Here is a 24345-nt window from a genome sequence, read left to right on the forward strand (position 1 = left end):
GGTACAATACATGTAGAAGGCATTCTTCTTTAAATTATCTTTCGCCTTTAGAATACGGAAGGCTATTAAATAATCAAAAGAGAGCGGCATGACTTAACTTATTGTCCACATTTTTGTTGCAAGTCCAGTTGGAGAGCCACAGCTTTTTTTTTTACCCTTTATTCATGAAGTAAAACCTAAACATTCTCCTCCTTAAAAAGGAGGAGTACCCAAACTTGTTTGGGGGAGGTGGTTTGTCTGTTTGGACTTGCAACAAAAACAGGGGCAATGATAAATTGACCCTATTCCGAAAGCTTCCGGAACCCCCAAGCGGCTTAAACTATAGCTTAGGCAAAGTTCTCCTTTAGAGCTCAAAGATATGTGTCGAAATTAGGTTTTTGAGCCTGAATAAGCATCATAATTATAAAGACCTATTCTATTTTATGTATGTTAGTTGCTTTACTATGGTTTAATTTACTGTTAGCTAGTTGCTTTTTTATAGATTTGGGAAGCACAAAAATTGAGAAACTGATTTTATTGATATGTTACGACTCTTTATATACCAACTGAGTTTAATCCGATGCCATTTAAACTTATAAAAACTTGTGCATATTAATATTTTTTGCAAGAATAAAAAGGCCATTAGATACAATGCTAAGGGTTAATGCTAAGAATAATAGCAACTTAAAATAAATAACAGATAGTGGGATAAAGTGCATGGCACCTTACCGACTTGTTAGCATTCATATAAAACCACTACAGACAGACAATGGTTATAGATAAAACATATCATCCCAGTTATCCACTTAATCAATATGTTGATTTAATTTGGGTTGGTAAAGGATCTGACCTTAAAATTAGTTCTAGCCATCATGCTGCCTTATTTACAGAGTTGATTTTCAATTATGGAGATACGTTCAATATTGAAGGTCAAAATGTTGAAAATCTTGCGTCTAATATCGACCATCAAATTCTTTCTGGATTAAAAACAGAACCATTTCAAACAAAAATATCAGGAGCTTATAGTAATGTTGGGCTGATTTTAAAACCATTTTGTTATGGAATGATTTATAATAAGTTTGGGACAAAAGCAATGGAACAAATTTCTGAAATGTTATTTGAACATCTTTTCATCCCGACAAACCCTGATTTTGAAAAAGTTGAACAGTATCTCTTAAAAATATTTAATGTAAATCCTGTTGACAATGATTTAGCAAAGTTTGAAAAGTATGTTTCTTCTAATCTACTTGAAAAAGGAAGTCTAAGAGATTTTAATATGTCAATTTCAATATCACAAAAAAGCTTCATTCAAAAATTTAAGAAACATTTTCTTCTTACACCAAGTGAATATATAAAACTTAAACAGGTGAATTATGCTATTCAATTACTACAGAGCAATAACTCTAAAAAACTTATAAATATTGGATTGGATTCAGGCTTTTATGATCAATCTCACTTCATTAAGGTTTTCAAGAAATTTTGTGGAGTAACGCCTAAGCAATTTTTAAAAGGCTAAGTTGACAAGGGTAAATTCTGTACTATTTTGAATCATACTCAATATTTAATTTTGTAAATTAATTTAAAAATAAGATTATGAGGAAAATAGTATTGTATATAAGTATGAGTGTTGATGGATACCTTGCTACAAAGAATGATGACATATCGTGGTTATCGGTTGTAGAAAAGGAAGGTGAAGATTATGGATATGGAGATTTTTATAAAGACGTAGACACCTACATTGTTGGAAAAACAACTTACGACACAATTCTTGAGTTAACAGGCGGTGTATTACCTCAAGCACAAAATCTAGATTGTTACGTAATCACGAGACAGGACATAGATAACAAGGAAGGTGTTAAGTTCTATAATGGCGACTTAGAAACATTGATACATAAATTGAAATCGGAAGACGGAAAAGATATTGTTTGCGATGGCGGTGGACAAATTGTAAAAATGTTGATGGAAAAGAATTTAATTGATGAATATATTATCTCTGTAATTCCAATTTTTCTTGGAGAAGGGAAGCGTTTATTTAAGGGAGGGGTAGATACAATAAACTTAAAAGCACTTCCAAGTAAATATTTTGAAACTGGTCTTGTTCAACTTCATTATATCAAGCAATGAGAAATATTATAATAAAAGGAGCAAGGCAAAACAATTTGAAAAATTTGGATGTAGAAATTCCAAGAAATCAAATTGTGTTGTTTACAGGAGTATCTGGTTCAGGAAAATCCTCGCTTGTTTTTGAAACCATAAACTCAGAGGCACAACGGCAACTTTATGACACCTTTAGCACATTTGCAAGAAGCAGAATGCCTAAGTATGAGCAAGCTGATTATGATTTGGTTGAAAATTTATCTCCTGCAATTCTAATCGAACAAAAAAGGTTTTCAGGAAATTCAAGGTCAACAGTTGGTACAGTAACTGAGATTTTTACTTACCTGCGATTGTTATATTCCCGTATTGGTTCTGAATTTATCGGAGGTTCAAATCATTATTCCTTTAATTCCCCAGAAGGAATGTGCGAAAATTGTAGTGGAACTGGTAAAGCAACAAAAATTGAAATTGATTCTCTGATAGATTGGGATAAATCAATAAATAATGGTGGGATTTTATTTAGTGATTTCAAAATTGATTCTATTTATTGGAAACAGATTGTAATGTCTAATTTGTTCGATTGTGACAAACCTTTTAAAGATTTCTCAGAATCTGAAATAAATGACTTCTTATATGCGAAAGCCATTCGTTACAATATGGGAAGTGAAGAAGGATTTCTTAAAGGTAATTACGAAGGTATATACAGAAAAATCAATCGGTTATATTTAAATAAAGACATCGCAAGCTTATCAAAAAAGAAGCAGGATGTTTTAAAGTATTACATTCATCAAGGGACTTGTGATAAATGCAGTGGGGCACGATTAAACGAAAAAGCTCTTTCGATAAAAATAAATGAAAAGAATATTTATGAATTGTGCCAGTTGCAATTGAATGAACTGCATGATTTTATTTCACAAATTGAAAATCCACTTGCTGAAACAGTTCTTCAACAAATAAAATTACGCTTGCAATATTTAATAAATATTGGTGTCGGTTATTTAAATCTATCAAGAGAAACAAGTACATTGTCGGGAGGAGAAGCACAACGTGTTAAGCTTGCGAAACAATTAGGAAGCAGTTTAACCGAAATGCTTTACATCCTAGACGAGCCAAGTGTTGGACTGCATCCAAGAGATGTGCATTTGGTCAATGAATTGTTTAAAGAGCTAAAAGAAGCAGGGAATACTGTTTTGGTAGTAGAACACGACCCTGATGTTATAAAAATAGCAGACCACATCATTGACATTGGACCAGATGCAGGAATAAAAGGCGGAAAGATTGTTTATCAAGGAGATTTTATAGGTTTGCAAAAGTCGGATACGTTAACAGGTAAATTTTTGAATGCGCCAATAAAACGACAAAAACCGTTACGAAAATCAAACGAACATTTTCAAATTTCCAATGCAACAGCTAATAATCTTAAGAATATTTCTGTAAGTATTCCTAAGAAAATATTTGTTTGTGTAACTGGCGTTGCTGGTTCAGGAAAAAGCTCATTGATACATAAAGAATTTGTAAAGAGAAATCCTGAATCAATTGTGATAGACCAGAGTCCAGTTGGTCAATCTGAACGTTCCAATTCCGCTACTTACACAGGAGTTTTCGATTTAATTCGAAAAGAATTTGCCAAAGCCAATAAGGTAAATAGCTCTTTGTTTAGTTTCAATTCAAAAGGTGCTTGTCCAAAATGTAACGGATTAGGTTACATTACAATTGATATGGCATTTCTTGATTCAGTAAAATCAAAATGCGAGGAATGTGATGGAAAAAGATATAGCAAAGAAGTTTTAAAGTACAAGTACAAAGGGATAAACATCTTTGAAGTATTAGAACTGACGATTAATCAAGCATATGAATTCTTTGAAAACAAAGAAATCCAATCAAAGCTTAAATTACTTATTGACGTAGGATTAGGATATTTAAAACTTGGGCAACCGCTTTCAACATTATCTGGTGGAGAATGTCAACGAGTAAAACTTGCAAGCGAATTACATAAGCAAGGGAATATTTACATTATGGACGAGCCGACAACTGGTTTGCATATGTCTGACATCAAGAAGATTATTGAACTAATGAATAAACTGGTAGAAAATGGTAATTCATTAATCGTGATAGAACACAATTTAGATGTAATAAATAATTCTGACTGGATAATTGACATCGGGCTTGAAGGTGGGATAGCTGGCGGAGAATTGATTTTTGAAGGAACTCCTGAAGAGATTATTAATTGCGAAAAAAGTTATACTGGAAAATATTTGAAAGAATACAGACAAAGGAAATACGAATGCTAACAATATATAAAAATAATAGCCGAAACAGTAGTAAATTCATTGGTTGTAGCCCGCTTCAACTTTCTTGTAACTTGACAGGAAAGTGCCACGCAGTCGGCTACTATTCTTATACTCACCGTAAACAATTTAATGAAGACGCATTTATTAAAAATGATAGAATTTAAATTTAACTAACTAATACAATTATTAGCAGAGTATGAATGATAAAACAAAAAAAGAGATTAAATTTTTAAAAGTATATTCTGGATTCTTAACGGTTGTTTTATTGTCAACCATCTTTTATGTAATGAATCAAACTAAAGACAGAAACTTTAAAGAAATTAATGTTGAGAGAATTAATATTGTTGAAAGTAATGGTGATTTAAAATTAGTTATTAGTAATAGTAAAAGACAGCATCAAGGAATTATAAATGGAAAACCATTACCGAAAAGAGAAAGACAAGCAGGATTGATTTTTTTCAACTCTGTTGGAGATGAATGTGGAGGATTGATATATGATGGAAATGATAAAGAAGCAGGATTAGTTCTTTCAGTAGATAAATACAGAGATGACCAAGTAATGCAACTTCGATATGTTGAGAATACGGAAAAGGATGCTAGAACATATGGCATGCAATTTTGGGATTATCCCAAAGAAGACGGATATCAGAAAAGAAATAAAGCTTTCGAAGATTTGCAAAAGATAGAAGACAATAAGGAAAAAAGAGCTGCCTATCTAAAAATGAAGCAAGATGGTTTGTTGCCAGAAGATAGAATGTTTGTTGGTAAGAAAATGAACAAAGATGTAGGATTATTTATTAACGATAATAAAGGAAGACCAAGAATAAAAATATATATAGACAATGATAATAATCCAAAAATAGAACTTCTGAATGAGGCAGGGAATGTTTTGGTAAAAGAATAAAAGGTTTACAACAGGCGTTCATATAACATAAACGTGTAGCGAATTCTCGAAGGTTTTGCGCTTTTAATGAGCAACGGGAAACTAGCCATTTCAGAATCGTTATAGTTAAATGTAATCCTAAAATAGCGACCTTGCCTTTTTATAAAAATGAAAACATAAATCAACTAGGGCGCCTACCTTATATAGCGCTATCCGTTGGCTGCAACTTGGTAAGGTCAAGGCATATAGTGTCAATTATGTGACTTGTACAACTGTAAACTATCTCCCTATACATACAAAATACGATGATCGGTACAAAAACAAAAGGTACATTTATGATTTTGCTTTCGGCAATATTCTTTGGTCTTATGCCTTTTTTCGCTCTAAAAATATATGCGGAGGGATTCGATGTTAATAACTTACTGTTGTATCGATTTGGTTTTGCCTTTTTATGGATCGTCTTATTTTGTTTGTATAAAAGGATTGATATTAGAATTAATAAAAAACAGTTCTTTCTACTTTTATTTGTCACCATTATAGGAACCATGATGACAACATACACCCTCTTTTTATCCTATCAATATATTTCTTCGGGACTTGCAAGTACCCTGCATTTTGTATACCCTATACTAACTATTGCCCTGGCAAGTCTGATTTACAAAGAGAAGTTTACTGTTCGAAAAATGACGGCCTTATTTTTATCGATAATTGGTATTGGTCTTTTATCCATAGGCAGTGAAAGCGATTTGAATATGATTGGCATTATTTGGGCTCTGGTATCAGGCCTACTCTATGCCATTTATATTATTGGAATGGCCCATAAGGAGCTTAAAAAAATATCCCCTTTTAGTGTTGCCTTTTGGATTTTTGGGATGACCACTCTGCTCTTTTTTTGCAAATGCATTTTAACCGATCAGATCAATACCAATTTCACACCAAGTTCTTTATTTTATATTTTGAATTTAAGCGTCTGGTCGACCTTTCTTGCAGTGGTTTTGTTTTATAAAGGCATGAAATATATTGGGCCAGGTAAGGCTTCTCTTTTATCAACTTTGGAACCTCTTACAGGTGTTATTGTAGGGATATTGGTTTTTAATGAAAAAATGGACTTGAAAAGCTCTCTGGCAATTGTATTGATCTTAACATCAGTGCTCTCTGTTGTGCAAACAAAAGAAAATAAATTCCACCTCTTGTTTCATAAAATAAGGCAGAATAAATTAAAGAAAGCTTAATTCCAGATATTATGAATAAGCGATTGTTAAAACATCAGTAAAATAATCTGCAAAGTGAACTTTGACTTCGTGTTTTAAGTATTGTGGTAAATCATCAAAATCCTTCTTATTTTCTTTTGGAAAAATAAGTTCATGAATACCCACACGAATTGCAGCGATTGTTTTTTCACGAATACCTCCAATGGGGAGAATTTTCCCTGTTAAGCTTAATTCCCCTGTCATTGCAATTCCTTTTTTAATAGGCTTGCTGTTCGCAAGGGAATGCAAGGCTAAAGCCATGGTAATACCTGCCGAAGGCCCATCTTTGGGAGTGGCACCTGCTGGAACATGCAGGTGAATCAGGTGCTTGTCAAAGAACGTATTAATGCTTTCATCCTTTTCTTCACTCAATAAGGAACGAATGTATGAATAAGCTATATGGGCTGATTCCTGCATAACATTGCCGAGCTGCCCCGTTTGTTTAAAGCCTTCCGATTCATGTTTTATGGCTGACGCTTCGATATAAAGTGTCGCACCGCCATAGGCAGTCCATGCCAATCCAAGGGTAACACCAGGGATGGATTTATTATATAATTCTTCGGTTACAAATACGGCTTGCCCTAGAAAATCGATGATGTTTTTATTACTGACCGTTAGTTTTGTCGGTTTTTCTTCGGCAAGGATAAGTGTCGCTTTTCTCATTATTTTCTTGATTTGATTTTCAAGACTTCTCACCCCTGCTTCTCTGGCATACCCTTCAATAATTTTGGATAAGGCACTATGGGTAATTGTGATTTCTTTTGAAGTTAATCCATGTTCTTTTCGTTGTTTGGGAATTAAATACCGTTTAGCAATTTCAACTTTCTCTTCCAGTATGTACCCGGAAAGCTTAATGATTTCCATTCTATCCAATAAAGGTCTTGGAATTGTATCCAGCTGATTGGCTGTTGTCACAAATAAAATATTAGACAAATCGAAGTGAACATCAAGATAATGATCCAGAAAATTGGTGTTTTGTTCCGGATCCAATACTTCGAGTAAAGCTGATGCCGGGTCGCCTTGATAACTGATGCCGATTTTATCAATTTCATCCAACATGATAACGGGATTGGACGTTTTTGTTCTTTTTAAGCTTTGCGTAATTTTGCCGGGCATAGCGCCTATATAGGTTCTTCTGTGCCCTTTTATTTCAGCTTCGTCGCGCATACCACCCAGAGAAAATCGATAGAATTTGCGATTCAAAGCATCGGCGATGGACTTGCCAATGGATGTTTTGCCCACACCAGGAGGACCAACCAGGCAAATAATGGATCCTGAAACTTTTCCCCTTTTAACGATGGTACTCACAAATTCTAAAATTCGTTGTTTAACATCATCCAATCCATAGTGTTGTTCATTCAGAATCTTGCGGGCTTTTTTTATATCATAGTTGTCTTTCGAGAAAATCCCCCAGGGCATATCGGTCAGCCAATTTAAATAGGAACGTGAAACATTAAACTCAGGAGAAGCTGAATCGAGTATTCTTAATTTATCCAACTCCTCTTGAACGACAATGGCAGCTTCCTTTGAGAATTTGAGAGCCTTAATCTTTTCTTCAATTTTTTCAATTTCTGAAGTCTTGTCATCCTTTTCCAGTCCTAATTCCTTTTTTATCACTTTTAATTGTTCACGCAAAAAGAATTCACGTTGATCGCTGGATATTTTTTCGCTTATCTGCGATTGAATATCTTCTTGTAAGCGAGTGATCTCAACTTCTTCTTTGAGAAGGATCAATAGTTTTTCACTGCGTTTGTGCAAATCAAATGTTTCGAGCAATTCCTGCAACTTAAAGGGATCACTTGAGATAAATGATGAGACAATATCCATTAGAAGCCCAGGAGCCTGCATACCCACTTCTGTAACAGATAGACGTATTTGCTCCTGAAACATCGGATTAAGTTTAATCAGCTCTTTTACAGAATTGATAACGGCTAAGGTATACGCTCTTAGCTCATCGTTAATTTTTCCTCTCTCTTCAATTTGATATCTAACAGTCCAGTGTTCTTTATCGTCGCGTTTTGTTTTTCGTACGTATTCGAAACGTGTAAGTGCTCGGGCAAGAAAGTGAATCTCATCTTCAGTTTTCTCAATAACCTTAATGATTTTAACAAAAGTGCCTGTTTTGAAAAGAACCGAATTTGAAAAATCTTCTTCGTCCACTTCTTTAATAAAGGATATGCCCATAAAGCCATTATTCTTCTCCAAAGAGTAAGTAATTAAATCAACCAATTCGATTCCTGTATAGAGCAAGGGCAGGGTAATGCCAGGAAAGAGTGGTTTGTCCTCAATTGGTAAGACAATAATATTGTCAGGGTAAATGTCAGAAACCAGCACGAGATCTTTTTTGCCTATTTTACTCATAATCCTAAAAATTAGATGAAATAAGGACTCTATTAAATTTAATCAAAAATACAGATAGGAAAAATTAAATTTATTAGAAGAGTCTGCAAGTTTTTATGTCGATGGATTCTTATGTCCAAGCTTCCTAAGCATAATCTATATATTTAACATTATTTATAATTTCTTCCCGTCGCTATTTATTGTTAATTATTAAATTTGATATGAACAAAATAATATTAATTTATATAACTATCAGAATGAGAAAACTAATATTGCCTTTGATCATAGTTTTATTTTTGACATCTTGTGCCACGCATCAAGGCATGATCAGTTCGTCAGCCTTAAATCGTCCAGTGAAATATGAAGATATTGCATATGGGGTTTCTCAAACCAATCAGGTATTAGGACTTGGTGGATTATCGAAAGATGCCTTAATTCTTGAGGCTAAAAGGGAATTGATTAACAATCGACCTTTAAAACAAAATGAAACTTACGCCAATTTTACGGTTGATTTTAAACGATCATTTTTCCCATTCTACAATCAGACAAAAGCTACGATGAGCGCAGATGTAGTAAGTTTTACTAATGATCCGCTAGCTGATCCTTACACCGAAAAATACAAGCAGAAGTTAACTCGTAAAAGTTTAGCAAATGAACTGTTTGAAATTGGAGACTCGGTATATATCAATTATCACGAAAATGGGGTGATTGTTTCAATTGAAAATATTGATAAGGTGAGGGTGCTAAGTAAAACGGCTAGTGGTAACTCCAAAACAAAGTTATATTCAACCAGTAAGATTTATACGAAAAGTAAAGATTATAAAGGATATAAGGTAGGGGATATGTATATCTATTCAAGAAACATAAAGGGAAGTTTTGTTAAAACAAGTGGACGAATAATTGCCTTGGGATTGGATGAAATAATAGTAAAAACAGGTTCACGTAAGTTGAATGTATTTAACTATTGAGATTCGTTTTTAAGAGTCGAATCATATTAAAAGGCATAAAAAAAAATAGAGGGATAGTTCGAAAGAGCTGTTTCTTTTTATATACTGATGTTACATCAAGGAATAGGTTTTATTCATGATAGATTAGCTTGATAAGGGCATTGAAAATTTAGAAAGCTTTTGTTTGCATAAGAAGGAATCATTGCAGAACTTTGGGTGTTCTTTTTTTAAGGACTGTATAGGGATTTATTTGAGAACGATTCCATCAGAAAATGCGGTTCTAATCTATAGGTTTACAACTAGATGAGCGAAATTATAATTAAAAATGCAGAGCAAATTGAGGGCATCAGAAAGAGTTCTCAATTAGCTGGAAATACACTTAAATTTATTAGCGATTATGTGAAAGAAGGCGTGAATACGCTTTACCTTGATACTTTAATCGAAAAATATATACGTGACAATGGGGCAATTCCTGCACCATTGAACTATCACGGCTTTCCAAAATCATGTTGCATCTCTCTAAATGATGTAATTTGTCATGGTATACCTAATGAGAAAACGATTTTGAAAAAAGGGGATATACTGAATGTGGATGTAACCACTATTTTGGATGGCTATTATGGAGATACCAGTACGATGTTTACCATTGGCGAAGTATCTAAACAGGCTGCTAAATTAGTTGAAGATACTGAGCATGCCTTATACTTAGGTATAGAGCAGGTAAAGCCAGGCAATTACTTTGGTAACATTGGATTTGCTATTGGTCGTTTTGCTAAGGCAAAAAAATATGGTGTGGTTTACGAGTTCTGCGGTCACGGTATTGGTATGGATTTTCACGAAGAACCACAGGTTGAGCATATTGCACAACGTAACTCGGGTGAGGTGATGCAGGAAGGTATGATTTTTACAATTGAACCGATGATTAATCTGGGTAAGGCTCGTGCCAAAATAGATGAGAAAGATGGTTGGACAGCCCGTACAATCGACAAGAAACTATCGGCACAATTTGAGCACACTATTTTAGTGACCAAAGACGGGTATGAGATTTTAACCGACGTGGGTGAATACGATATCTTCAAGTAAACATTAAAGGATAAAGTGAAATTTGACTCTTTAATCTTTCAGACTCTTTGACCTTTTTAAACCTTAATTTTTTATGAAAAATGTAGCTGTTATTCTTGCGGGGGGTACTGGTAAGCGTATGGGAGCTTATCTGCCTAAGCAATTTCTGAAAATTGCAGGTAAGTCTATCATTGAGCATAGCATTGCTATCTTCGAGAAGCATACGGGTATCTCGGAGATTTGTGTGGTTATTCATTCAAACTTTGTAGCCGATGTAGAGCGCATTGTCAAGGAGGCTGGTTTTTCTAAAGTCCGTAAAATTCTTTGTGGTGGAAAGGAGAGGAGCGATTCAAGTTTAGCTGCAATTTCAGCTTACGAGAAAGAGCTAAATGTGAATTTGATTTTTCATGATGCGGTTCGTCCTTTTGTCAACCAAGGCATTATCGATGATGTGGTTTCTTGTTTGGCTGAGGGGAAATCAGTCGCTGTCGCTATTCCAAGTACGGATACCATTTTCAGGCTGAACGATGTTAAATGTATAGAATCTGTTCCGCCACGCGATTATCTTTATAGAGCACAAACGCCACAGGCCTTTTCTTGCGAAACCATTAAGAAAGCCTATCATTTAGCATTAAAGGATCCAAACTTTAAAGCCAGCGATGATTGTGGTGTGGTTTTAAAATACCTGCCTAAGGAACCGATTCATATTGTAGAAGGTGACGAGAAGAATATCAAGATTACTTTTGAACAAGATTTAGCTAAAGGTGAGAATTTGATTGATTTATAGCTTGAATTTACAAATATAAAATGCCCCTCAGAATATAGATTCTTGAGGGGCATTTCTGTATGTTGTATTTTTCTATTTAGTTTCTATGTTCTACGCGAAGCAAATCGAAAATAGTTTTAACGGGATTAAAAGTGATCGTTGGAACCTCAACAAAAATGGTATTCCAATCAGCCATTGCACCGTTCCAAAGTCCAGGGAGTTCCATAGCTTTTAGTGGTGTACCATTGTGAGCTTTCTTAGAAATAAAACCTGTTTCATGATCAACAAATTGAGTCAAATCAAACTTTTTACCCTTATAATCCTTGATGCCACAAACCAAGTCTACAGGATTGAAATGAGTTGAAGCCGCCAGAATTTTAGCTTGCTTTTTATCCTCATGGTCAATCTGAGAACTTTCAATAATATGCAGAGATGAACAATTATCTGAGTTTTTAACCCAGAATGGACCACCACCAGGCTCGCCCTCGTTCATTACCATACCACAAACACGAATGGGTCTGTTAAGCTTTTTAAGTAGATAAGCTCTAAGTTTATCTGGATTATCGGTTTTTAATGTCTTTGGTGTTTTAATACAAAGTTGCTCGACCGAGAAACTTAGCATTTCATTCAATTTTTCAACACTAAGATCAAGCTTTGGATTATCCAACTCGGCTATATAATCGAACATTTGTGCTTGATATTTTAATAAAACACCAGCCAATGCTTCTTTGTACTTATAGGTCGCTTCTTTTATTCTGTCAGGAACGACATTGTCGATATTCTTAATGAAAACCAGATCAGCTTTTAACTCATTCAGGTTTTCGATAAGAGCACCATGCCCACCAGGTCTGAAAAGTATACTTTCATCGACATCTTTGAATGGCTTGTTTTCCATATCAACAGCAATGGTATCGGTAGAGGCTTTCTGATAAGAAAAGGTCACCTTCAGTTTTCCATCGTATTTATTTTCGAAGGCAGATTTTGATTTCTTAAGTTTTCGTGCAAAAAGCTTCTTGTGTTCTTCGGATATAGTCAGATGTAACTGAGCGGTTCCCTTATAATTCTTGGCATAATGCAAAGCTTCGGCCCAATGCTCTTCGAAAGCCGTTCGGGAATAGTCCTGGTATTTGTGAAATCTTAATAAGCCCTTAGGTTTGTTGCTATAGTTTAGTCCATTTGCATAAAGTAAGGTGTTAAGAATTTCCTTGAAATTATTTTTTTCTAATAATTTCTCTATATCCATACCCTTTTTTTGCAAGGCAGCTCTTAAATCAACAAAAAAGGCAAAATCTTCGATGTTTTCAAAAAACTTAAACATCCCTTCAGGAGATTTATCTTTCATATAGGCAAGATAATCTTCTTCAGTTTCTTGATAGTTCTTGATAAAATCGTAGAGCTTTTGAAACATTCGGGTTGCAGCTCCAGATGCTGGTACAAATTTGATGACAGAAAGTTTCTTGGGACGATTGATGTAGTTATCTCTGAAAACCTTGATTTCTTCATCTTCAATTCTCATAATCCCATCGTTTATGATAGCTGGATTTACAAGATTTACTTTGGGAAAACCTGTTTCGAAGTGTTTCAATTGTTCTTCGATTGTGGTTTTGTCCATACCTCGTTTTTTAATGAGGCTTAGGTCTTTTTTTGAGAACATGATTATGCTTTTTGTAAGTTGTCTAAGGAGCAATATAAAAATTTGTTTTCAATATGAATTCTTTTTTAGTCAATATTTTGATAAGTTATATTGGGTGTTATTCTTAAGTGTCATGAAGACAATGATTTAAGTTAGGGTTTGAAATAAAAGATTTATATCAGTAAAAAAGGATGCGGCTAAATCCTGATTAAGACGAGGGAAATATGACAAGTTTCATGGTGATTGAAATATGCCCATAAGTTTGTACTTTTGCGGCAAAGTAAAAACAAATATGCAAACAAATATATACCCTTGGGGGCATAGCAAACGCTATAACGATTTTCCTGGTTTTTTTAAGAAGAAGTTTTCTGAGCGTATTCAAAAGGTAACTATTGATGCAGGTTTCACTTGCCCTAATAGAGATGGGAGCAAGGGAACTGGAGGTTGTACCTATTGCAACAACAAGAGTTTTAATCCGGCTTATTGCACACCCAAAGAATCGGTGACTGAACAGATTGAAAAGGGAATTTTATTTTTTGCAAGTAAGTATAAAACCCAAAAATATCTGGCTTATTTTCAAGCTTTCTCAAATACTTATGGAGAACTTGATCTTCTAAAACGACTCTACGAAGAAGCCTTGTCTCACGAAAAGGTTATTGGTTTGGTTATTGGTACTCGTCCCGATTGTATCTCTGAACCTCTTCTAAATTATCTTGAGAGTTTATCCAAAGATTATTATATAGCTGTAGAATATGGTGTTGAGTCTGCAAATAATCAAGCTTTAGATGCAATTAATCGGGGCCATAGCTATGAAGAAGCTGAAGCGACGATTTTAGCGACGGCTAATAGAGGCATTCATATTGGTGCACATTTGGTCAATGGTTTACCTCATGATACACCTGAGATGATGTTGGAGCATGCCATTCGTTTATCTAATCTGCCTATAGAAACACTTAAGCTACACCAGTTGCAGATTTTGAATCATACAACAATGGCTAAGGAGTATGCGGAAGATCCTAACCGTTTTCATTTATTTGGCATGGAGGAATATATTGATTTTGTAATAGATGTGATGGAGCAAATGAATCCTGAAGTGATGATGGATCGTTTCGTGAATCAGGCGCCTCCAGGTTGGTTAATTGCACCTAAGTGGGGCATCAAAAATTACCAGTTTGTAGCAAAACTGGAAAAGCGATTGGCGGAAAGAGATACCTGGCAAGGTCGTTTATACAAAAAATCCTGATCGCCTAAATAAGAGATCAGGATTAATATATAGACTGTGGTTGAATTTATTTGATCGTTTTTAGCATATCGGCTGCCTTAGGGTGGCCTAATTTTTTTGCATATTCTAAGTTTGCCTTAGCCAGTTTTGTGTTTTTTATATTAAAATAGGCAATCCCTCTGGCATATATGGCTTGGTTAAATTTGGGGTTTATTTTAATCGCTTTACTATAATTATCAATGGCTTCTTTGTATTTATTCAGGCAGTCTAAAGCAACTCCCTTATTATAATAGAGCCCCGAGACGTCTAGACCATCTTTAATAGCCTTATCGTATTCATTTATGGCAGCATTAAAATCCCCAAGATAGTATAAGGAGATACCTTTATAGTGCAAGGCCTTTAAATGATGAGGATTGGCTTCGAGAATTTGATCGTAATCCTGAATAGCCTCATTGTACAGACCTATGTTTTCGTATATAATCGCTCTATTTAAAAAGACTTCTTCTGAATAGCCCTGGACTTTAATAATATGATTAAGGTCATTCAGTGCTTTATTATTCTCCGACAAAAATGAGTTTGATATAGCACGATTAAAATATGCAGGAAGAAAATCCTTGTCTAAGCTTAATAGCTCAGAGAAAACCTGATTGGCGGCTTTGAACTTTTTCTTCTCAAATAATTCCATGCCCTTTTTATTGAGTTTGTCAATTTTCATCTGAGTACATGATGAAAAACTCATGGCAAAAAGTATGATGAAGCTTATGAATTTTAATCTCTTAATAAGAATAGACATAAAAGGCAATTGTAAATTTTAATCTAATGTAATATATATCGGCAAAACATAAAAGTCTTTTGCCGATATATATTGTAAATTAAAGAACTTCTAGGTCTAAGCACCGAAAAGCTTCTTTATTAAATCTTTCTTTCCCATGTTGATTAATTCAGCCTTTATAGCGTTTCGATATTCATTCTTATACCAGAATAAAAATTTACGCTGCGAGAGTTTATCTTGCTTTGTTTTAGGGGTGTAAACCTCTTTCTGTGTATAAGGGTGGTAGCCTGAATAATAAATAACTGTTGCAACAGTCATTGGTGTTGGTGTAAAGTCCTGAACTTGCTCAAGTTTGAAATCGAGTTCCTTTGTTTTTACAGCCAAATCAGCCATGTCAACACCTTGCGATCCAGGGTGACTAGAAATAAAGTAAGGGATCAGTTGTTGATTAAGCCCTTCTTCCTTATTTATCTTATCAAAGAGATCTTTAAGCTCATAAAACAACTTAAATGAAGGCTTACGCATAATATCTAGAACTTCATCAGAAGTATGCTCTGGGGCAACTTTTAGTCGTCCGGATACATGATTTTTAATCAGTTCTACTGCATACTCACGATTAGCTTTATTTGCTTCTTCGTCCTTGGTCTTGTGAAGCATCAAATCGTATCGAACACCACTACCAATAAATGATTTCTTAACACCAGGGATATTATCAACCGCCTTGTAGATATCAAGCATTGGCTTGTGATTGGTATTCAGATTAGGACAAACATTAGGATGAATACAAGAAGGCCGTCTACAGGTTTGACAGATGCTTTCAAAAATCCCTTTCATCTGATACATATTGGCAGAAGGACCACCTAGATCGGATAAATAGCCTTTAAAGTCATGCATTTTTGTCACGTATTCAACCTCTTTTAGAATTGATTTCTGTGATCGGTTTGCAATGAATTTACCCTGATGAGCAGATATGGTACAGAATGAGCAACCACCGAAACACCCTCTATGCATGTTGATAGAGAATTTAATCATATCATATGCGGGAATTTTCTTGTCTTTATAACGAGGGTGAGGCATACGTGTGTATGGCAAATCGAAAATAGAGTCAAGTTCCTTTTCTTTCATCACAGGGTAGGGCGGATTTACTATAATCTCAGAATCCTTATAAGCTTGAATGAGCTTTTTTGCCATCATGGAATTAGATTCCATTTCGATATGGCGAAAGTTACCTGAAAATTTCTTCTTATCCTTTAAGCATTCTTCATGTGAGTATAGTTCTTGAACTTCCCACTTTTTCTTAGTTGCATACTCATCACCTTTTTTTACAATAAATGAAGTTTGAGGAATGGTTGTTAGCGTTTCAAAAGGAACATTTCTTTTTAGTAATCGAACGATTTCTTTGAGAGGTTTCTCCCCCATACCATAAACCAACAAATCGGCCGCACTGTCGCAAAGGATACTAGGTCTTAGCTCATCTAGCCAATAATCGTAATGTGTTAAACGACGCAGAGATGCTTCGATACCTCCTAATAAAATAGGGGTGTCAGGATATAGTTTTTTTAGAATTTTAGAATAAACAATACTTGGCATATCGGGTCTTTGTCCATGTCTCCCATCTGGCGTATAAGCATCATCGTGACGCAAACGGCGGTTGGCTGTATAATGATTCACCATGGAATCCATATTACCAGCTGTAATACCGAAGAACAAGCGTGGTACGCCTAACTTCTTGAAGTCGCGTAAATCGTCTTGCCAATTGGGTTGAGGAACAATAGCAACCTTTAAGCCTTCATTTTCTAGAATTCGCCCGATAACTGCCGCACCAAAAGAGGGATGATCGACATAGGCGTCACCACTAAATAAAATAACATCCAGTTCTTCCCATCCTCTTTCTGCGACTTCTTTTGCAGAAGTCGGTAACCATTGGTTGTATAATCCTGATATATCGTCTTTCATCTTTTTTTTCTTTGACTGACCGAAATGTAAAATATTGACAGATCGTTTACTGAATCTCTGTCACGATTGACATTGAGACAGACAAAACGTATTGTTTTTGCACTTTTGACGCAAAGTTACTACTTTATTTATAAAGATTTTAAAGAAGCTTATATTTATCCTTAAGAAGAGTTGATCTATTATCTTTGGTAGTTCTGTGTTTTTTTTACAAAAATTGAAGTTTATTTCATGACATATTTTTCATATCATACTCATACAAATTATTGCGATGGCAAAGCCGAGGCTGAAGCTTTTATAAAACGAGCCATCGAACTACAGATGAAAGCTGTGGGCTTTTCTTCGCATGCACCTTTCCCTGTTGAGGTTTCCTGGAATATGGATGAGAAACGATTGATGAACTATGTGAATGAGATTAGGGCCTTATCTACTAAATATCAGGATGAAATTGATGTTTATCTTTCCTTAGAGTTGGATTATATCCCTGGGATTACTAGACCATTTGCAGAAACGAGAAAGCTGTGTGGTTTAGATTATACCATAGGATCTGTACATTTGGTTAAATCACCAGTTGAAAATGAATTTCTATTTCTGGATGGACCAGATACCAATTATTCTGATGGTTTGGAATGTTTCTATAATGGAGATGTAAAGAAAATGGTTAAGGACTATTTTTCACAAATTAACGAGATGATTCTAATTCAAAAGCCTGATATTATTGGCCATATCGATAAAATAAAGATGAATAATAAAGGTCGATACTTTTCAGAAGAGGAGAAATGGTATCAAGATTTATTGAAAGAATCTATTGCTGTTTTAAAGGAAACTGATTGTATCGTCGAAATTAATACGCGTGGGCTTTATACAAAGAAATCACCTGCCTTTTATCCTGACTTTAGTTTTGCAAAAACATGTAAAAAGCATAATATTCCTATGACCATCAGCACCGATGCTCACCATCCAGACGAATTGTTGTTATATTTTAATGATGCAGCCAAAATGCTGAAAGAATCTGGTTATGATTGCATTCGAATTTATGATAAGGGAAGATGGAAAGATATGGGCATATAAAATGTCAATAATGTTGATTAATTATGAGAATAAATACTATTTTTACTCGATTGAAAAACGGCTGAGCATACGTTTTATCTAGTAATTAGAGTTGGTCTTTATTTCTCAGCTGTTTTTAATTAAAAAAGAGTTATAGGTGGATTCATATTCTTTGGAATCATGTTTTTGATTGAAACATATGAACTTAGGTGATGTTTCATAGTCCATTTTAATATAAAATATTTATCGATGAAATTGGTTGATCCCAAAGATTTATTAAAAGCGAGCGAAAGTTTAAATTGGTTTGGAGGGGAGAGTTTTGCCAAGCTATTAATGTATATTCTGCGATTGAATAAATTGAACGATTTGTATTCTGCAAATTGTGAGAAATCAGGGGTAGAATTTATTGATGGTTTGATAGACGATTTGGGAATCAAATTTGAATTTGATGAAGAAGAGTTGAAGCGTATTCCTTTGGATGGAAGCTTTATTAGTATTTCCAATCACCCATTTGGTGGGATTGATGGCATATTACTAATTAAACTTCTTAGTGATATTCGTCCTGATTTTAAGGTCATGGCTAATTTTATTCTTCAAAAGATAGAGCCATTAAAGGATTGTTTCTTGGGTGTAAACCCTTTCGAAGACAGAAAAGCTGCAGCTTCTAGTATGGGAGGAATAAAAGAGGCCTTGCGTCACATGAGCAAGGGGGCTCCACTAGGAATTTTTCCAGCAGGAGAAGTTTCAGCTTACCAATCAGAATCTAAGAATATTACCGATAAGCAATGGCAGCCTTCTATTCTTAAATTTATTAAGAAAGCAGAAGTCCCTGTAGTGCCAATTCATTTTCAGGGAAGTAATAGTTTGATTTTTTACTTGATGGGAATGATTCATCCTGTTTTGAGAACAGTAAAACTACCATCAGAATTATTAAATAAAAAGAATAAAACCATTCGTCTACGCATTGGGAATCCTATTTCGGTTAAGGATCAAAAGGGTTTTACCGATATTAACCAGTACGGACGTTTCTTAAGAGCGAAAACTTATATGCTAGGAAGTGCTGTTGAGGTGAAAAAATTCTATGAAAATAAGTCTGCGGTAAAAAAGAAGAAGGTAGCTGATGTTATTCCTCCAGTAGATCCTAAGTTGATAGGTAAGGAAATTGCGAAGTTATCAGAGCATCTACTTTTTAAGTCGAAGAAGTTATCTGTTTATTGTGCACCTTCGGATCAGATGCCTAATATTCTTAATGAAATTGGTCGTTTAAGAGAAATTACTTTTCGTGAAGTTGGTGAAGGAACCAACCAGAGTATTGATGTTGATGAGTATGATTTATATTACCATCAACTCTTTATTTGGGATGAAGAGAACCATAAAATTGTTGGAGCATATCGTGTAGGTAAGGGGAAGGAAATTTTGAATAAGTATGGATTGAAAGGATTCTATCTGCAATCTTTATTTAAAATGAAGAAGGCTTTCGAACCGGTATTGAGTGAGTCAATCGAACTAGGTCGATCTTTCATCGTTAAAGAATATCAAAGAAAACCGATGCCCCTTTTCTTATTATGGAAAGGGATTATGTACTTCTTGCTTAAGAATCCAGATTGCCGTTATTTAATAGGTCCTGTTAGTATTAGTAATGAGTATTCTAATACATCAAAAGACCTGATAATTAAATTTATTATGCGTAACTATTTCGATTATGAGATGGGGCAGTTTATTAAATCGCGCAATAAATTTAAGGTCAAAGTGAAAGGTCTTGATATGGATATTTTACTCGAAGCTGCGAAGAGTGATATCAATAAACTTGATAAATTAATTGGTGATTTTGAAGTATCTAATGATAAGCTTCCGGTCTTACTCAAGAAGTATATCTCATTAAATGCCAAAATTGTTGGTTTTAATATCGATCCAAATTTTAACGACTGCTTGGATGGTTTAATCGTAGTTGACTTATTTGATGTTCCTGTAAATATGATTGAATCATTGACAAAGGAGATCAATAGCGAAGAGGTTTCGAGTCGTTTTATTACTCGTGAAAAGAATTAAGTAAATTATTTTATTCTTTGTTAACACAATATTTTAAAGAAGCAGAGGTGTAATTGTATATAATTACGATCTTTGCTGCTGAATTTTTTATTTGCAAAAGCCCATCACTTGGATATTCAATATATAATCAAAGGAATTTTTATCGGTCTCATGGCTTCAATACCATTGGGCCCAATTGGTGTCTTAATCATTCAGAAGACTTTGCAGAAAGGTCGACTTGCTGGTTTTATTTCTGGTTCAGGAGCTGCAGTTGCAGATACCCTATTTGCTTCAATCGCGGTATTAGGTTTGGGTTTTGTCATCAATTTTATTCAAGCTCAAGAATTTTATTTTAGATTAATTGGATCTATCTTCTTGGTGTTTGTTGGTTTAAGAATCTTCTTTACAAATACCATCAAGCAATTTAGAAAATCACAGGCACCCGGTAAAAGAGGTATGCTGGGTGATTTTCTGGCCATCTTTTTTCTAACACTTTCAAATCCAATTGCAGTCTTATTTTTTGGAGCCATGTTTGCGGGTGCATCTGTTTTTGGAGATGCGAACTCAACAAGGGTATCTATGTTCTTATTGCTAGGTGTGTTTCTAGGTGGATCACTTTGGTGGTATGGACTTTCAACCTTGGTTAATGTTTTTAGAAAAAAATTCAGATTAAAGCAAATGTTTTGGATCAATAAGATTTCAGGAATCATTATTGCTGTTTTGGGTTTTCTGGTATTTCTTACCTGTTTCGAACCCGTGAAATCATTTTTAGAATAATAGAGAATTAGATTTACCGAATATAGAAAAAGGAGATAGTAATTGATTTACTATCTCCTTTTTTGTTAGGTCTTGTTCCAGTCAGATTATTTTATTGTCACCATGGTTGCACCATAGCCATATTCTTTGAACGAGGCATCCTGTGAATTATGCTTCTTATACTTTCTTTTCAGTTCACTAAGCACTTTTTGTTTTAGTGTACCATTTCCAATCCCATGAATAAAAACGATTTTTTTTCCCTTATTATTTTCATTCTCTCGTAACACCTCATGAAATTTATCCATTTGGAAGTTCAGAATGTCAGCATTTGAGAAACCTGTAACAGAATCGATCAGTTTATTGATGTGTAAATCAACTTCTAAAATATCAGTCTTTGGATTTAGTTTTGGAACTTGAATTTTAGTTTCCGTACTTTCTTTTTCTCGAATCAACTTATTAAAGTCTTTTTGGCTCAACTCATCAAGTTTATGCTCTATGCTATCGGCTGTGAGTTGATGAAGAATGACTTGTTCATGAAAATAATCGGTTAGATGATAGGAATTCGATTTGTAAAATTTCACAGCCTGAATTTTTACGGTTTTATTAATCGGTGTTTTGGGGGTAAAGTCACCTGATTGATAATACAAAACTTGAAAATGAAATGCACTTAGTTTACCAAGATCGTTTTGATCAAACTCAGTTAGCAATATTTTTGAATTCGGATCTATATTGCCTGTTGTAATGCCTTCGAATTTCCCAGCATTCTGATTGAAAAAACTGTAAAGAAGGATTGAATTGGTATCATTTATAAGGTAGAGTTCCAGTGGACTAGAAGTAATTTCATAACCAGCTCGTGGAACAAAGGCAAAATAAACATCTTCCTTTTGAACTTTTAGCGGTTCACTTTTTGCGCTTGTTGTCACTTTTTTATTAGATGATAGACTATGGGAAGCTGAAGAATTTCCCTCAGACTGTGATTCAATGACAACCAGATCTTTTTTAAGAGTTGGAATTTCGAAATCATCTTCATCATTAAGAACCATTACGGTTTTTGCATCGATAATGCGGGTAACTCTACCGCCTCCGGTCTCGCTTAGAAATTTGACTTTATCTCCAATATTTATTTGCATGTGATATCTAGTTTATTGCCAACAGATATGAGACTTTGAAAAAAAATGATTCTATTGAGTGGAATCTGAGGCATAGTTTTATAATACGAACAAAGTTAACTATTTTTGCGCACCAATTCTATTCTCTAACAAAGGAGAGTGGTATTGTTGAGAAATATTTAGAGGAGAGATGGAAATAAGAACCGAAGAAACAGTAATGAATCAAAAGCATATTCAAATATCAGATTTTACCTACGATCTACCTGATGAAAAAATCGCCAAATATCCTTTAGGCAATCGTGAAGAGTCGAAATTATTGGTGTTTAAAAATAATGAAATTAGAGAACGAGGATTTCAAAATTTGCCCGAAGAAATAGCAGAAGGCACAACTATGGTTTTCAATAACACTAAAGTGATTCAGGCTAGGTTGATTTTTTATAAAGAAACTGGAGCTCGTATTGAAATCTTTTGTTTGGAACCCTTAAATCCTGCTGATTATAACTTAGCTTTTCAGGCAAAAGGTGTTTGTACATGGAAGTGTATAATTGGGAATTTGCGTAAATGGAAATCTGGGATTCTTAAAATGAGTTTCATGTTTGAGGGTAAGGAAGAGTTTCTTTGTGCAGAGCATATTGAGAACTTGGAGGGTGCTCATGAAATTAAATTCACGTGGGAGAATCACTCTTTAAGTTTCAGCGAAGTTCTTGAACTGACAGGTAAAATTCCAATTCCTCCTTATTTGAATCGGGATACTGAAAATTCAGACTTAGTTCGTTACCAAACCGTTTATTCTAAGCATGAAGGTTCTGTGGCTGCTCCAACAGCTGGCCTGCATTTTACCGATTCTGTATTTAGCCGATTAGATACCAATGGTGTGAAAAGGGCTGAATTAACACTTCATGTTGGCGCAGGAACTTTTAAACCAGTTAAAGTAGAACAGATTGGTGATCATGAAATGCACACCGAGCATATTCAAGTGAACATAAGTAGTTTGCAGCAGATTATTGATTCTGAAAATGATATCCTAGCAGTAGGTACCACATCTGTCCGAACCCTTGAAAGTTTGTATTGGTTAGGAGTTAAAATTCTGTCAGGAAAAGAGAACCCATATTTACTTGAACAGTGGGACGCCTATATGCTTAATGGAACTTATACTCGTGTTGAATCTTATCAAGCGATTATAGATTTTATGAGAAAGCAGAATTTATCTCTGTTTAATGCCGCAACACAAATTATAATTGCACCAGGTTATGATTTTAAAGTGATTTCAGGATTGGTGACAAATTTTCACCAACCCCAAAGCACTTTACTTTTATTAATTTCAGCTTTGGTAGGAGATCGATGGCGTGAAATTTATGATTATGCTTTGAATAATGAGTTCCGATTTTTGAGTTATGGAGATAGTTCTTTATTGATGAAGTCTTAATCGAAGATATATTAATAGATTTTATTATATTTATTACCGATAAGAGCTTTTGCTCTTATCGGTAGAGTTTATAGCTCAAGATATATCATCTAAAAAAGGAATACGTCATTTATGAGAAATCTCTTCTATATAGTAGCTTGCTTACTTATATCGATTATTGTCGGCTTACTTTCTCCTCTGATTTCACCTGAATTATTTAATTTAGTTAAACTTGATGATGATAAGGAGGTCGAATATACCGAAGTTGTTGAGATTGAACCTGAAGCGGTCATTGAGAAATCTTTAGATCCTAAGATAAATAAGGATAAGAAACTTCAGGTTGAGAAAGAGGTTAAGACTATTCCTAATGATAGTATTGACGACGATAATTATGTAGAGGAGCTACCTCCTGAAACTTTGTTTCGAATTAATAGGTATGGTAAATGGGAATTCTGGAATTATTATCGTGATGTGAGCAGGATGAAGTTCTCAAAGAAAATGAGGAATTTATATGAAGAAACTTATGGGATTAAGAATAAGAAAGATCCTAAGTTTAAATATTCAATACACGTTTTTGCAAGTGAAAAAACAATGCGTATTAGTCAGTTGAAATTAAATGGCTTGTATGAAAACTACGATAACGATGAGAATCTTTATCGATATTTTTACCGCAGTTACGATAATTATTGGGTATGTCGTAGAGAGTTAAGAGATGTTCGATCTAAAGGTTTCCCAGACGCATATATCGTTAAATTATAAATGGGTTTAAGTTCAGGATCTTAAAAAAAATAAGAGACAAAAA

The 24345-nt window shown here is 34.5% G+C and carries 19 protein-coding genes; 14 read left to right on the top strand and 5 right to left on the bottom strand.

From position 1 onward, the window contains the following. Nucleotides 1-748: 748 nt before the first annotated feature. From DWB61_RS15660 to DWB61_RS15680, 5 genes are all read left to right on the top strand, one after another. A complete protein-coding gene (locus tag DWB61_RS15660; protein WP_125031862.1) occupies nt 749-1495 on the top strand; it encodes a helix-turn-helix domain-containing protein in 747 nt (248 codons plus the stop codon). 77 nt (nt 1496-1572) lie between these two features. After that, nucleotides 1573-2103 (top strand): dihydrofolate reductase family protein, encoded by a 531-nt coding sequence (locus DWB61_RS15665; protein ID WP_125031863.1) that lies wholly within the window; start codon nt 1573-1575, stop codon nt 2101-2103. Then, nucleotides 2100-4367, top strand: a complete 2268-nt coding sequence (locus DWB61_RS15670; protein WP_125031864.1) for an ATP-binding cassette domain-containing protein — start codon at nt 2100-2102, stop codon at nt 4365-4367. Before DWB61_RS15665 ends, DWB61_RS15670 begins: the two co-directional genes overlap by 4 nt. A gap of 196 nt (nt 4368-4563) precedes the next feature. Continuing rightward, nucleotides 4564-5271, top strand: a complete 708-nt coding sequence (locus tag DWB61_RS15675) for a hypothetical protein (RefSeq protein ID WP_125031865.1) — start codon at nt 4564-4566, stop codon at nt 5269-5271. Between the two features lie 284 nt (nt 5272-5555). Then, nucleotides 5556-6482: a DMT family transporter gene (locus DWB61_RS15680; protein ID WP_125031866.1), complete on the top strand. Its 927-nt coding sequence runs from the start codon at nt 5556-5558 to the stop codon at nt 6480-6482. A 9-nt stretch (nt 6483-6491) separates the two neighbouring features. On the opposite strand, the gene lon is transcribed toward DWB61_RS15680, so the two are convergent. Beyond that, nucleotides 6492-8861: an endopeptidase La gene (lon, locus tag DWB61_RS15685; protein WP_125031867.1), complete on the bottom strand. Its 2370-nt coding sequence runs from the start codon at nt 8859-8861 to the stop codon at nt 6492-6494. A gap of 236 nt (nt 8862-9097) precedes the next feature. Between lon and DWB61_RS15690 the strand changes: the two genes are divergently transcribed. The 3 genes from DWB61_RS15690 (at nt 9098) to DWB61_RS15700 (ending at nt 11636) form a co-directional block, all read left to right on the top strand. After that, a complete protein-coding gene (locus tag DWB61_RS15690; RefSeq protein WP_125031868.1) occupies nt 9098-9808 on the top strand; it encodes a DUF6567 family protein in 711 nt (236 codons plus the stop codon). A 282-nt stretch (nt 9809-10090) separates the two neighbouring features. Continuing rightward, nucleotides 10091-10870, top strand: a complete 780-nt coding sequence (gene map / locus DWB61_RS15695; RefSeq protein ID WP_125031869.1) for a type I methionyl aminopeptidase — start codon at nt 10091-10093, stop codon at nt 10868-10870. A 73-nt stretch (nt 10871-10943) separates the two neighbouring features. Then, the gene (locus DWB61_RS15700) at nt 10944-11636 is read left to right on the top strand and encodes an IspD/TarI family cytidylyltransferase (RefSeq protein WP_125031870.1); all 693 of its coding nucleotides are present in this window, start codon (nt 10944-10946) and stop codon (nt 11634-11636) included. 76 nt (nt 11637-11712) lie between these two features. On the opposite strand, the gene DWB61_RS15705 is transcribed toward DWB61_RS15700, so the two are convergent. Beyond that, nucleotides 11713-13269, bottom strand: coding sequence for a DUF4301 family protein (locus DWB61_RS15705; RefSeq protein ID WP_125031871.1), 1557 nt, complete (start codon nt 13267-13269; stop codon nt 11713-11715). A 271-nt stretch (nt 13270-13540) separates the two neighbouring features. Between DWB61_RS15705 and DWB61_RS15710 the strand changes: the two genes are divergently transcribed. Then, nucleotides 13541-14491: a TIGR01212 family radical SAM protein gene (locus tag DWB61_RS15710; protein WP_125031872.1), complete on the top strand. Its 951-nt coding sequence runs from the start codon at nt 13541-13543 to the stop codon at nt 14489-14491. Between the two features lie 46 nt (nt 14492-14537). On the opposite strand, the gene DWB61_RS15715 is transcribed toward DWB61_RS15710, so the two are convergent. Together DWB61_RS15715 and DWB61_RS15720 are read right to left on the bottom strand one after the other, a co-directional pair. After that, nucleotides 14538-15263 carry a tetratricopeptide repeat protein gene (locus tag DWB61_RS15715; protein ID WP_125031873.1) on the bottom strand — a complete coding sequence of 242 codons (726 nt, stop codon included), beginning with the start codon at nt 15261-15263 and terminating at the stop codon, nt 14538-14540. Between the two features lie 96 nt (nt 15264-15359). Continuing rightward, on the bottom strand, nt 15360-17198 hold the full coding sequence (locus tag DWB61_RS15720; RefSeq protein ID WP_125031874.1) for a YgiQ family radical SAM protein: 1839 nt from the start codon (nt 17196-17198) through the stop codon (nt 15360-15362). A 228-nt stretch (nt 17199-17426) separates the two neighbouring features. Here DWB61_RS15720 and DWB61_RS15725 point away from each other — a divergent pair, with 228 nt between their 5' ends. The 3 genes from DWB61_RS15725 to DWB61_RS15735 all read left to right on the top strand — a co-directional run bounded on the left by DWB61_RS15725 (nt 17427) and on the right by DWB61_RS15735 (nt 21050). Beyond that, complete coding sequence (locus DWB61_RS15725) at nt 17427-18266, top strand: histidinol-phosphatase (RefSeq protein WP_125031875.1); 840 nt, start codon at nt 17427-17429, stop codon at nt 18264-18266. Nucleotides 18267-18494: 228 nt separating this feature from the next. Next, a complete protein-coding gene (locus DWB61_RS15730; protein ID WP_125031876.1) occupies nt 18495-20294 on the top strand; it encodes a lysophospholipid acyltransferase family protein in 1800 nt (599 codons plus the stop codon). A 150-nt stretch (nt 20295-20444) separates the two neighbouring features. Further along, entirely contained in the window at nt 20445-21050 is a 606-nt protein-coding gene (locus DWB61_RS15735) for a LysE family translocator (protein ID WP_125031877.1), read from the top strand. A gap of 86 nt (nt 21051-21136) precedes the next feature. Here the strand turns inward: DWB61_RS15735 and DWB61_RS15740 are convergent, their stop codons facing one another. After that, nucleotides 21137-22159, bottom strand: a complete 1023-nt coding sequence (locus DWB61_RS15740; protein WP_125031878.1) for a DUF2027 domain-containing protein — start codon at nt 22157-22159, stop codon at nt 21137-21139. Between the two features lie 169 nt (nt 22160-22328). Between DWB61_RS15740 and DWB61_RS15745 the strand changes: the two genes are divergently transcribed. Together DWB61_RS15745 and DWB61_RS15750 are read left to right on the top strand one after the other, a co-directional pair. Beyond that, nucleotides 22329-23564, top strand: a complete 1236-nt coding sequence (locus DWB61_RS15745; RefSeq protein WP_225423408.1) for an S-adenosylmethionine:tRNA ribosyltransferase-isomerase — start codon at nt 22329-22331, stop codon at nt 23562-23564. Nucleotides 23565-23675: 111 nt separating this feature from the next. Next, nucleotides 23676-24302, top strand: a complete 627-nt coding sequence (locus tag DWB61_RS15750) for a hypothetical protein (RefSeq protein WP_125031879.1) — start codon at nt 23676-23678, stop codon at nt 24300-24302. Nucleotides 24303-24345 lie beyond the last annotated feature (43 nt).

Source organism: Ancylomarina euxina, from assembly GCF_003863355.1.
In the GTDB taxonomy this organism is placed as follows: Bacteria; Bacteroidota; Bacteroidia; order Bacteroidales; family Marinifilaceae; genus Ancylomarina; species Ancylomarina euxinus.

Bases quoted from the DNA above. Each gene is read 5' to 3' on its own strand.
- DWB61_RS15735 (WP_125031877.1), top strand. From the start codon at position 20,445: ATGGCTTCAATACCATTGGGCCCAATTGGTGTCTTAATCATTCAGAAG.
- DWB61_RS15680 (WP_125031866.1), top strand. From the start codon at position 5,556: ATGATCGGTACAAAAACAAAAGGTACATTTATGATTTTGCTTTCGGCA.
- lon (WP_125031867.1), bottom strand. From the start codon at position 8,861: ATGAGTAAAATAGGCAAAAAAGATCTCGTGCTGGTTTCTGACATTTAC.
- DWB61_RS15725 (WP_125031875.1), top strand. From the start codon at position 17,427: ATGACATATTTTTCATATCATACTCATACAAATTATTGCGATGGCAAA.
- DWB61_RS15675 (WP_125031865.1), top strand. From the start codon at position 4,564: ATGAATGATAAAACAAAAAAAGAGATTAAATTTTTAAAAGTATATTCT.
- DWB61_RS15745 (WP_225423408.1), top strand. From the start codon at position 22,329: ATGGAAATAAGAACCGAAGAAACAGTAATGAATCAAAAGCATATTCAA.
- DWB61_RS15665 (WP_125031863.1), top strand. From the start codon at position 1,573: ATGAGGAAAATAGTATTGTATATAAGTATGAGTGTTGATGGATACCTT.
- DWB61_RS15730 (WP_125031876.1), top strand. From the start codon at position 18,495: ATGAAATTGGTTGATCCCAAAGATTTATTAAAAGCGAGCGAAAGTTTA.
- DWB61_RS15740 (WP_125031878.1), bottom strand. From the start codon at position 22,159: ATGCAAATAAATATTGGAGATAAAGTCAAATTTCTAAGCGAGACCGGA.
- DWB61_RS15705 (WP_125031871.1), bottom strand. From the start codon at position 13,269: ATGTTCTCAAAAAAAGACCTAAGCCTCATTAAAAAACGAGGTATGGAC.
- DWB61_RS15750 (WP_125031879.1), top strand. From the start codon at position 23,676: ATGAGAAATCTCTTCTATATAGTAGCTTGCTTACTTATATCGATTATT.
- DWB61_RS15715 (WP_125031873.1), bottom strand. From the start codon at position 15,263: ATGTCTATTCTTATTAAGAGATTAAAATTCATAAGCTTCATCATACTT.
- DWB61_RS15720 (WP_125031874.1), bottom strand. From the start codon at position 17,198: ATGAAAGACGATATATCAGGATTATACAACCAATGGTTACCGACTTCT.
- DWB61_RS15700 (WP_125031870.1), top strand. From the start codon at position 10,944: ATGAAAAATGTAGCTGTTATTCTTGCGGGGGGTACTGGTAAGCGTATG.
- DWB61_RS15690 (WP_125031868.1), top strand. From the start codon at position 9,098: ATGAGAAAACTAATATTGCCTTTGATCATAGTTTTATTTTTGACATCT.
- DWB61_RS15660 (WP_125031862.1), top strand. From the start codon at position 749: ATGGTTATAGATAAAACATATCATCCCAGTTATCCACTTAATCAATAT.
- DWB61_RS15670 (WP_125031864.1), top strand. From the start codon at position 2,100: ATGAGAAATATTATAATAAAAGGAGCAAGGCAAAACAATTTGAAAAAT.
- DWB61_RS15710 (WP_125031872.1), top strand. From the start codon at position 13,541: ATGCAAACAAATATATACCCTTGGGGGCATAGCAAACGCTATAACGAT.
- map (WP_125031869.1), top strand. From the start codon at position 10,091: ATGAGCGAAATTATAATTAAAAATGCAGAGCAAATTGAGGGCATCAGA.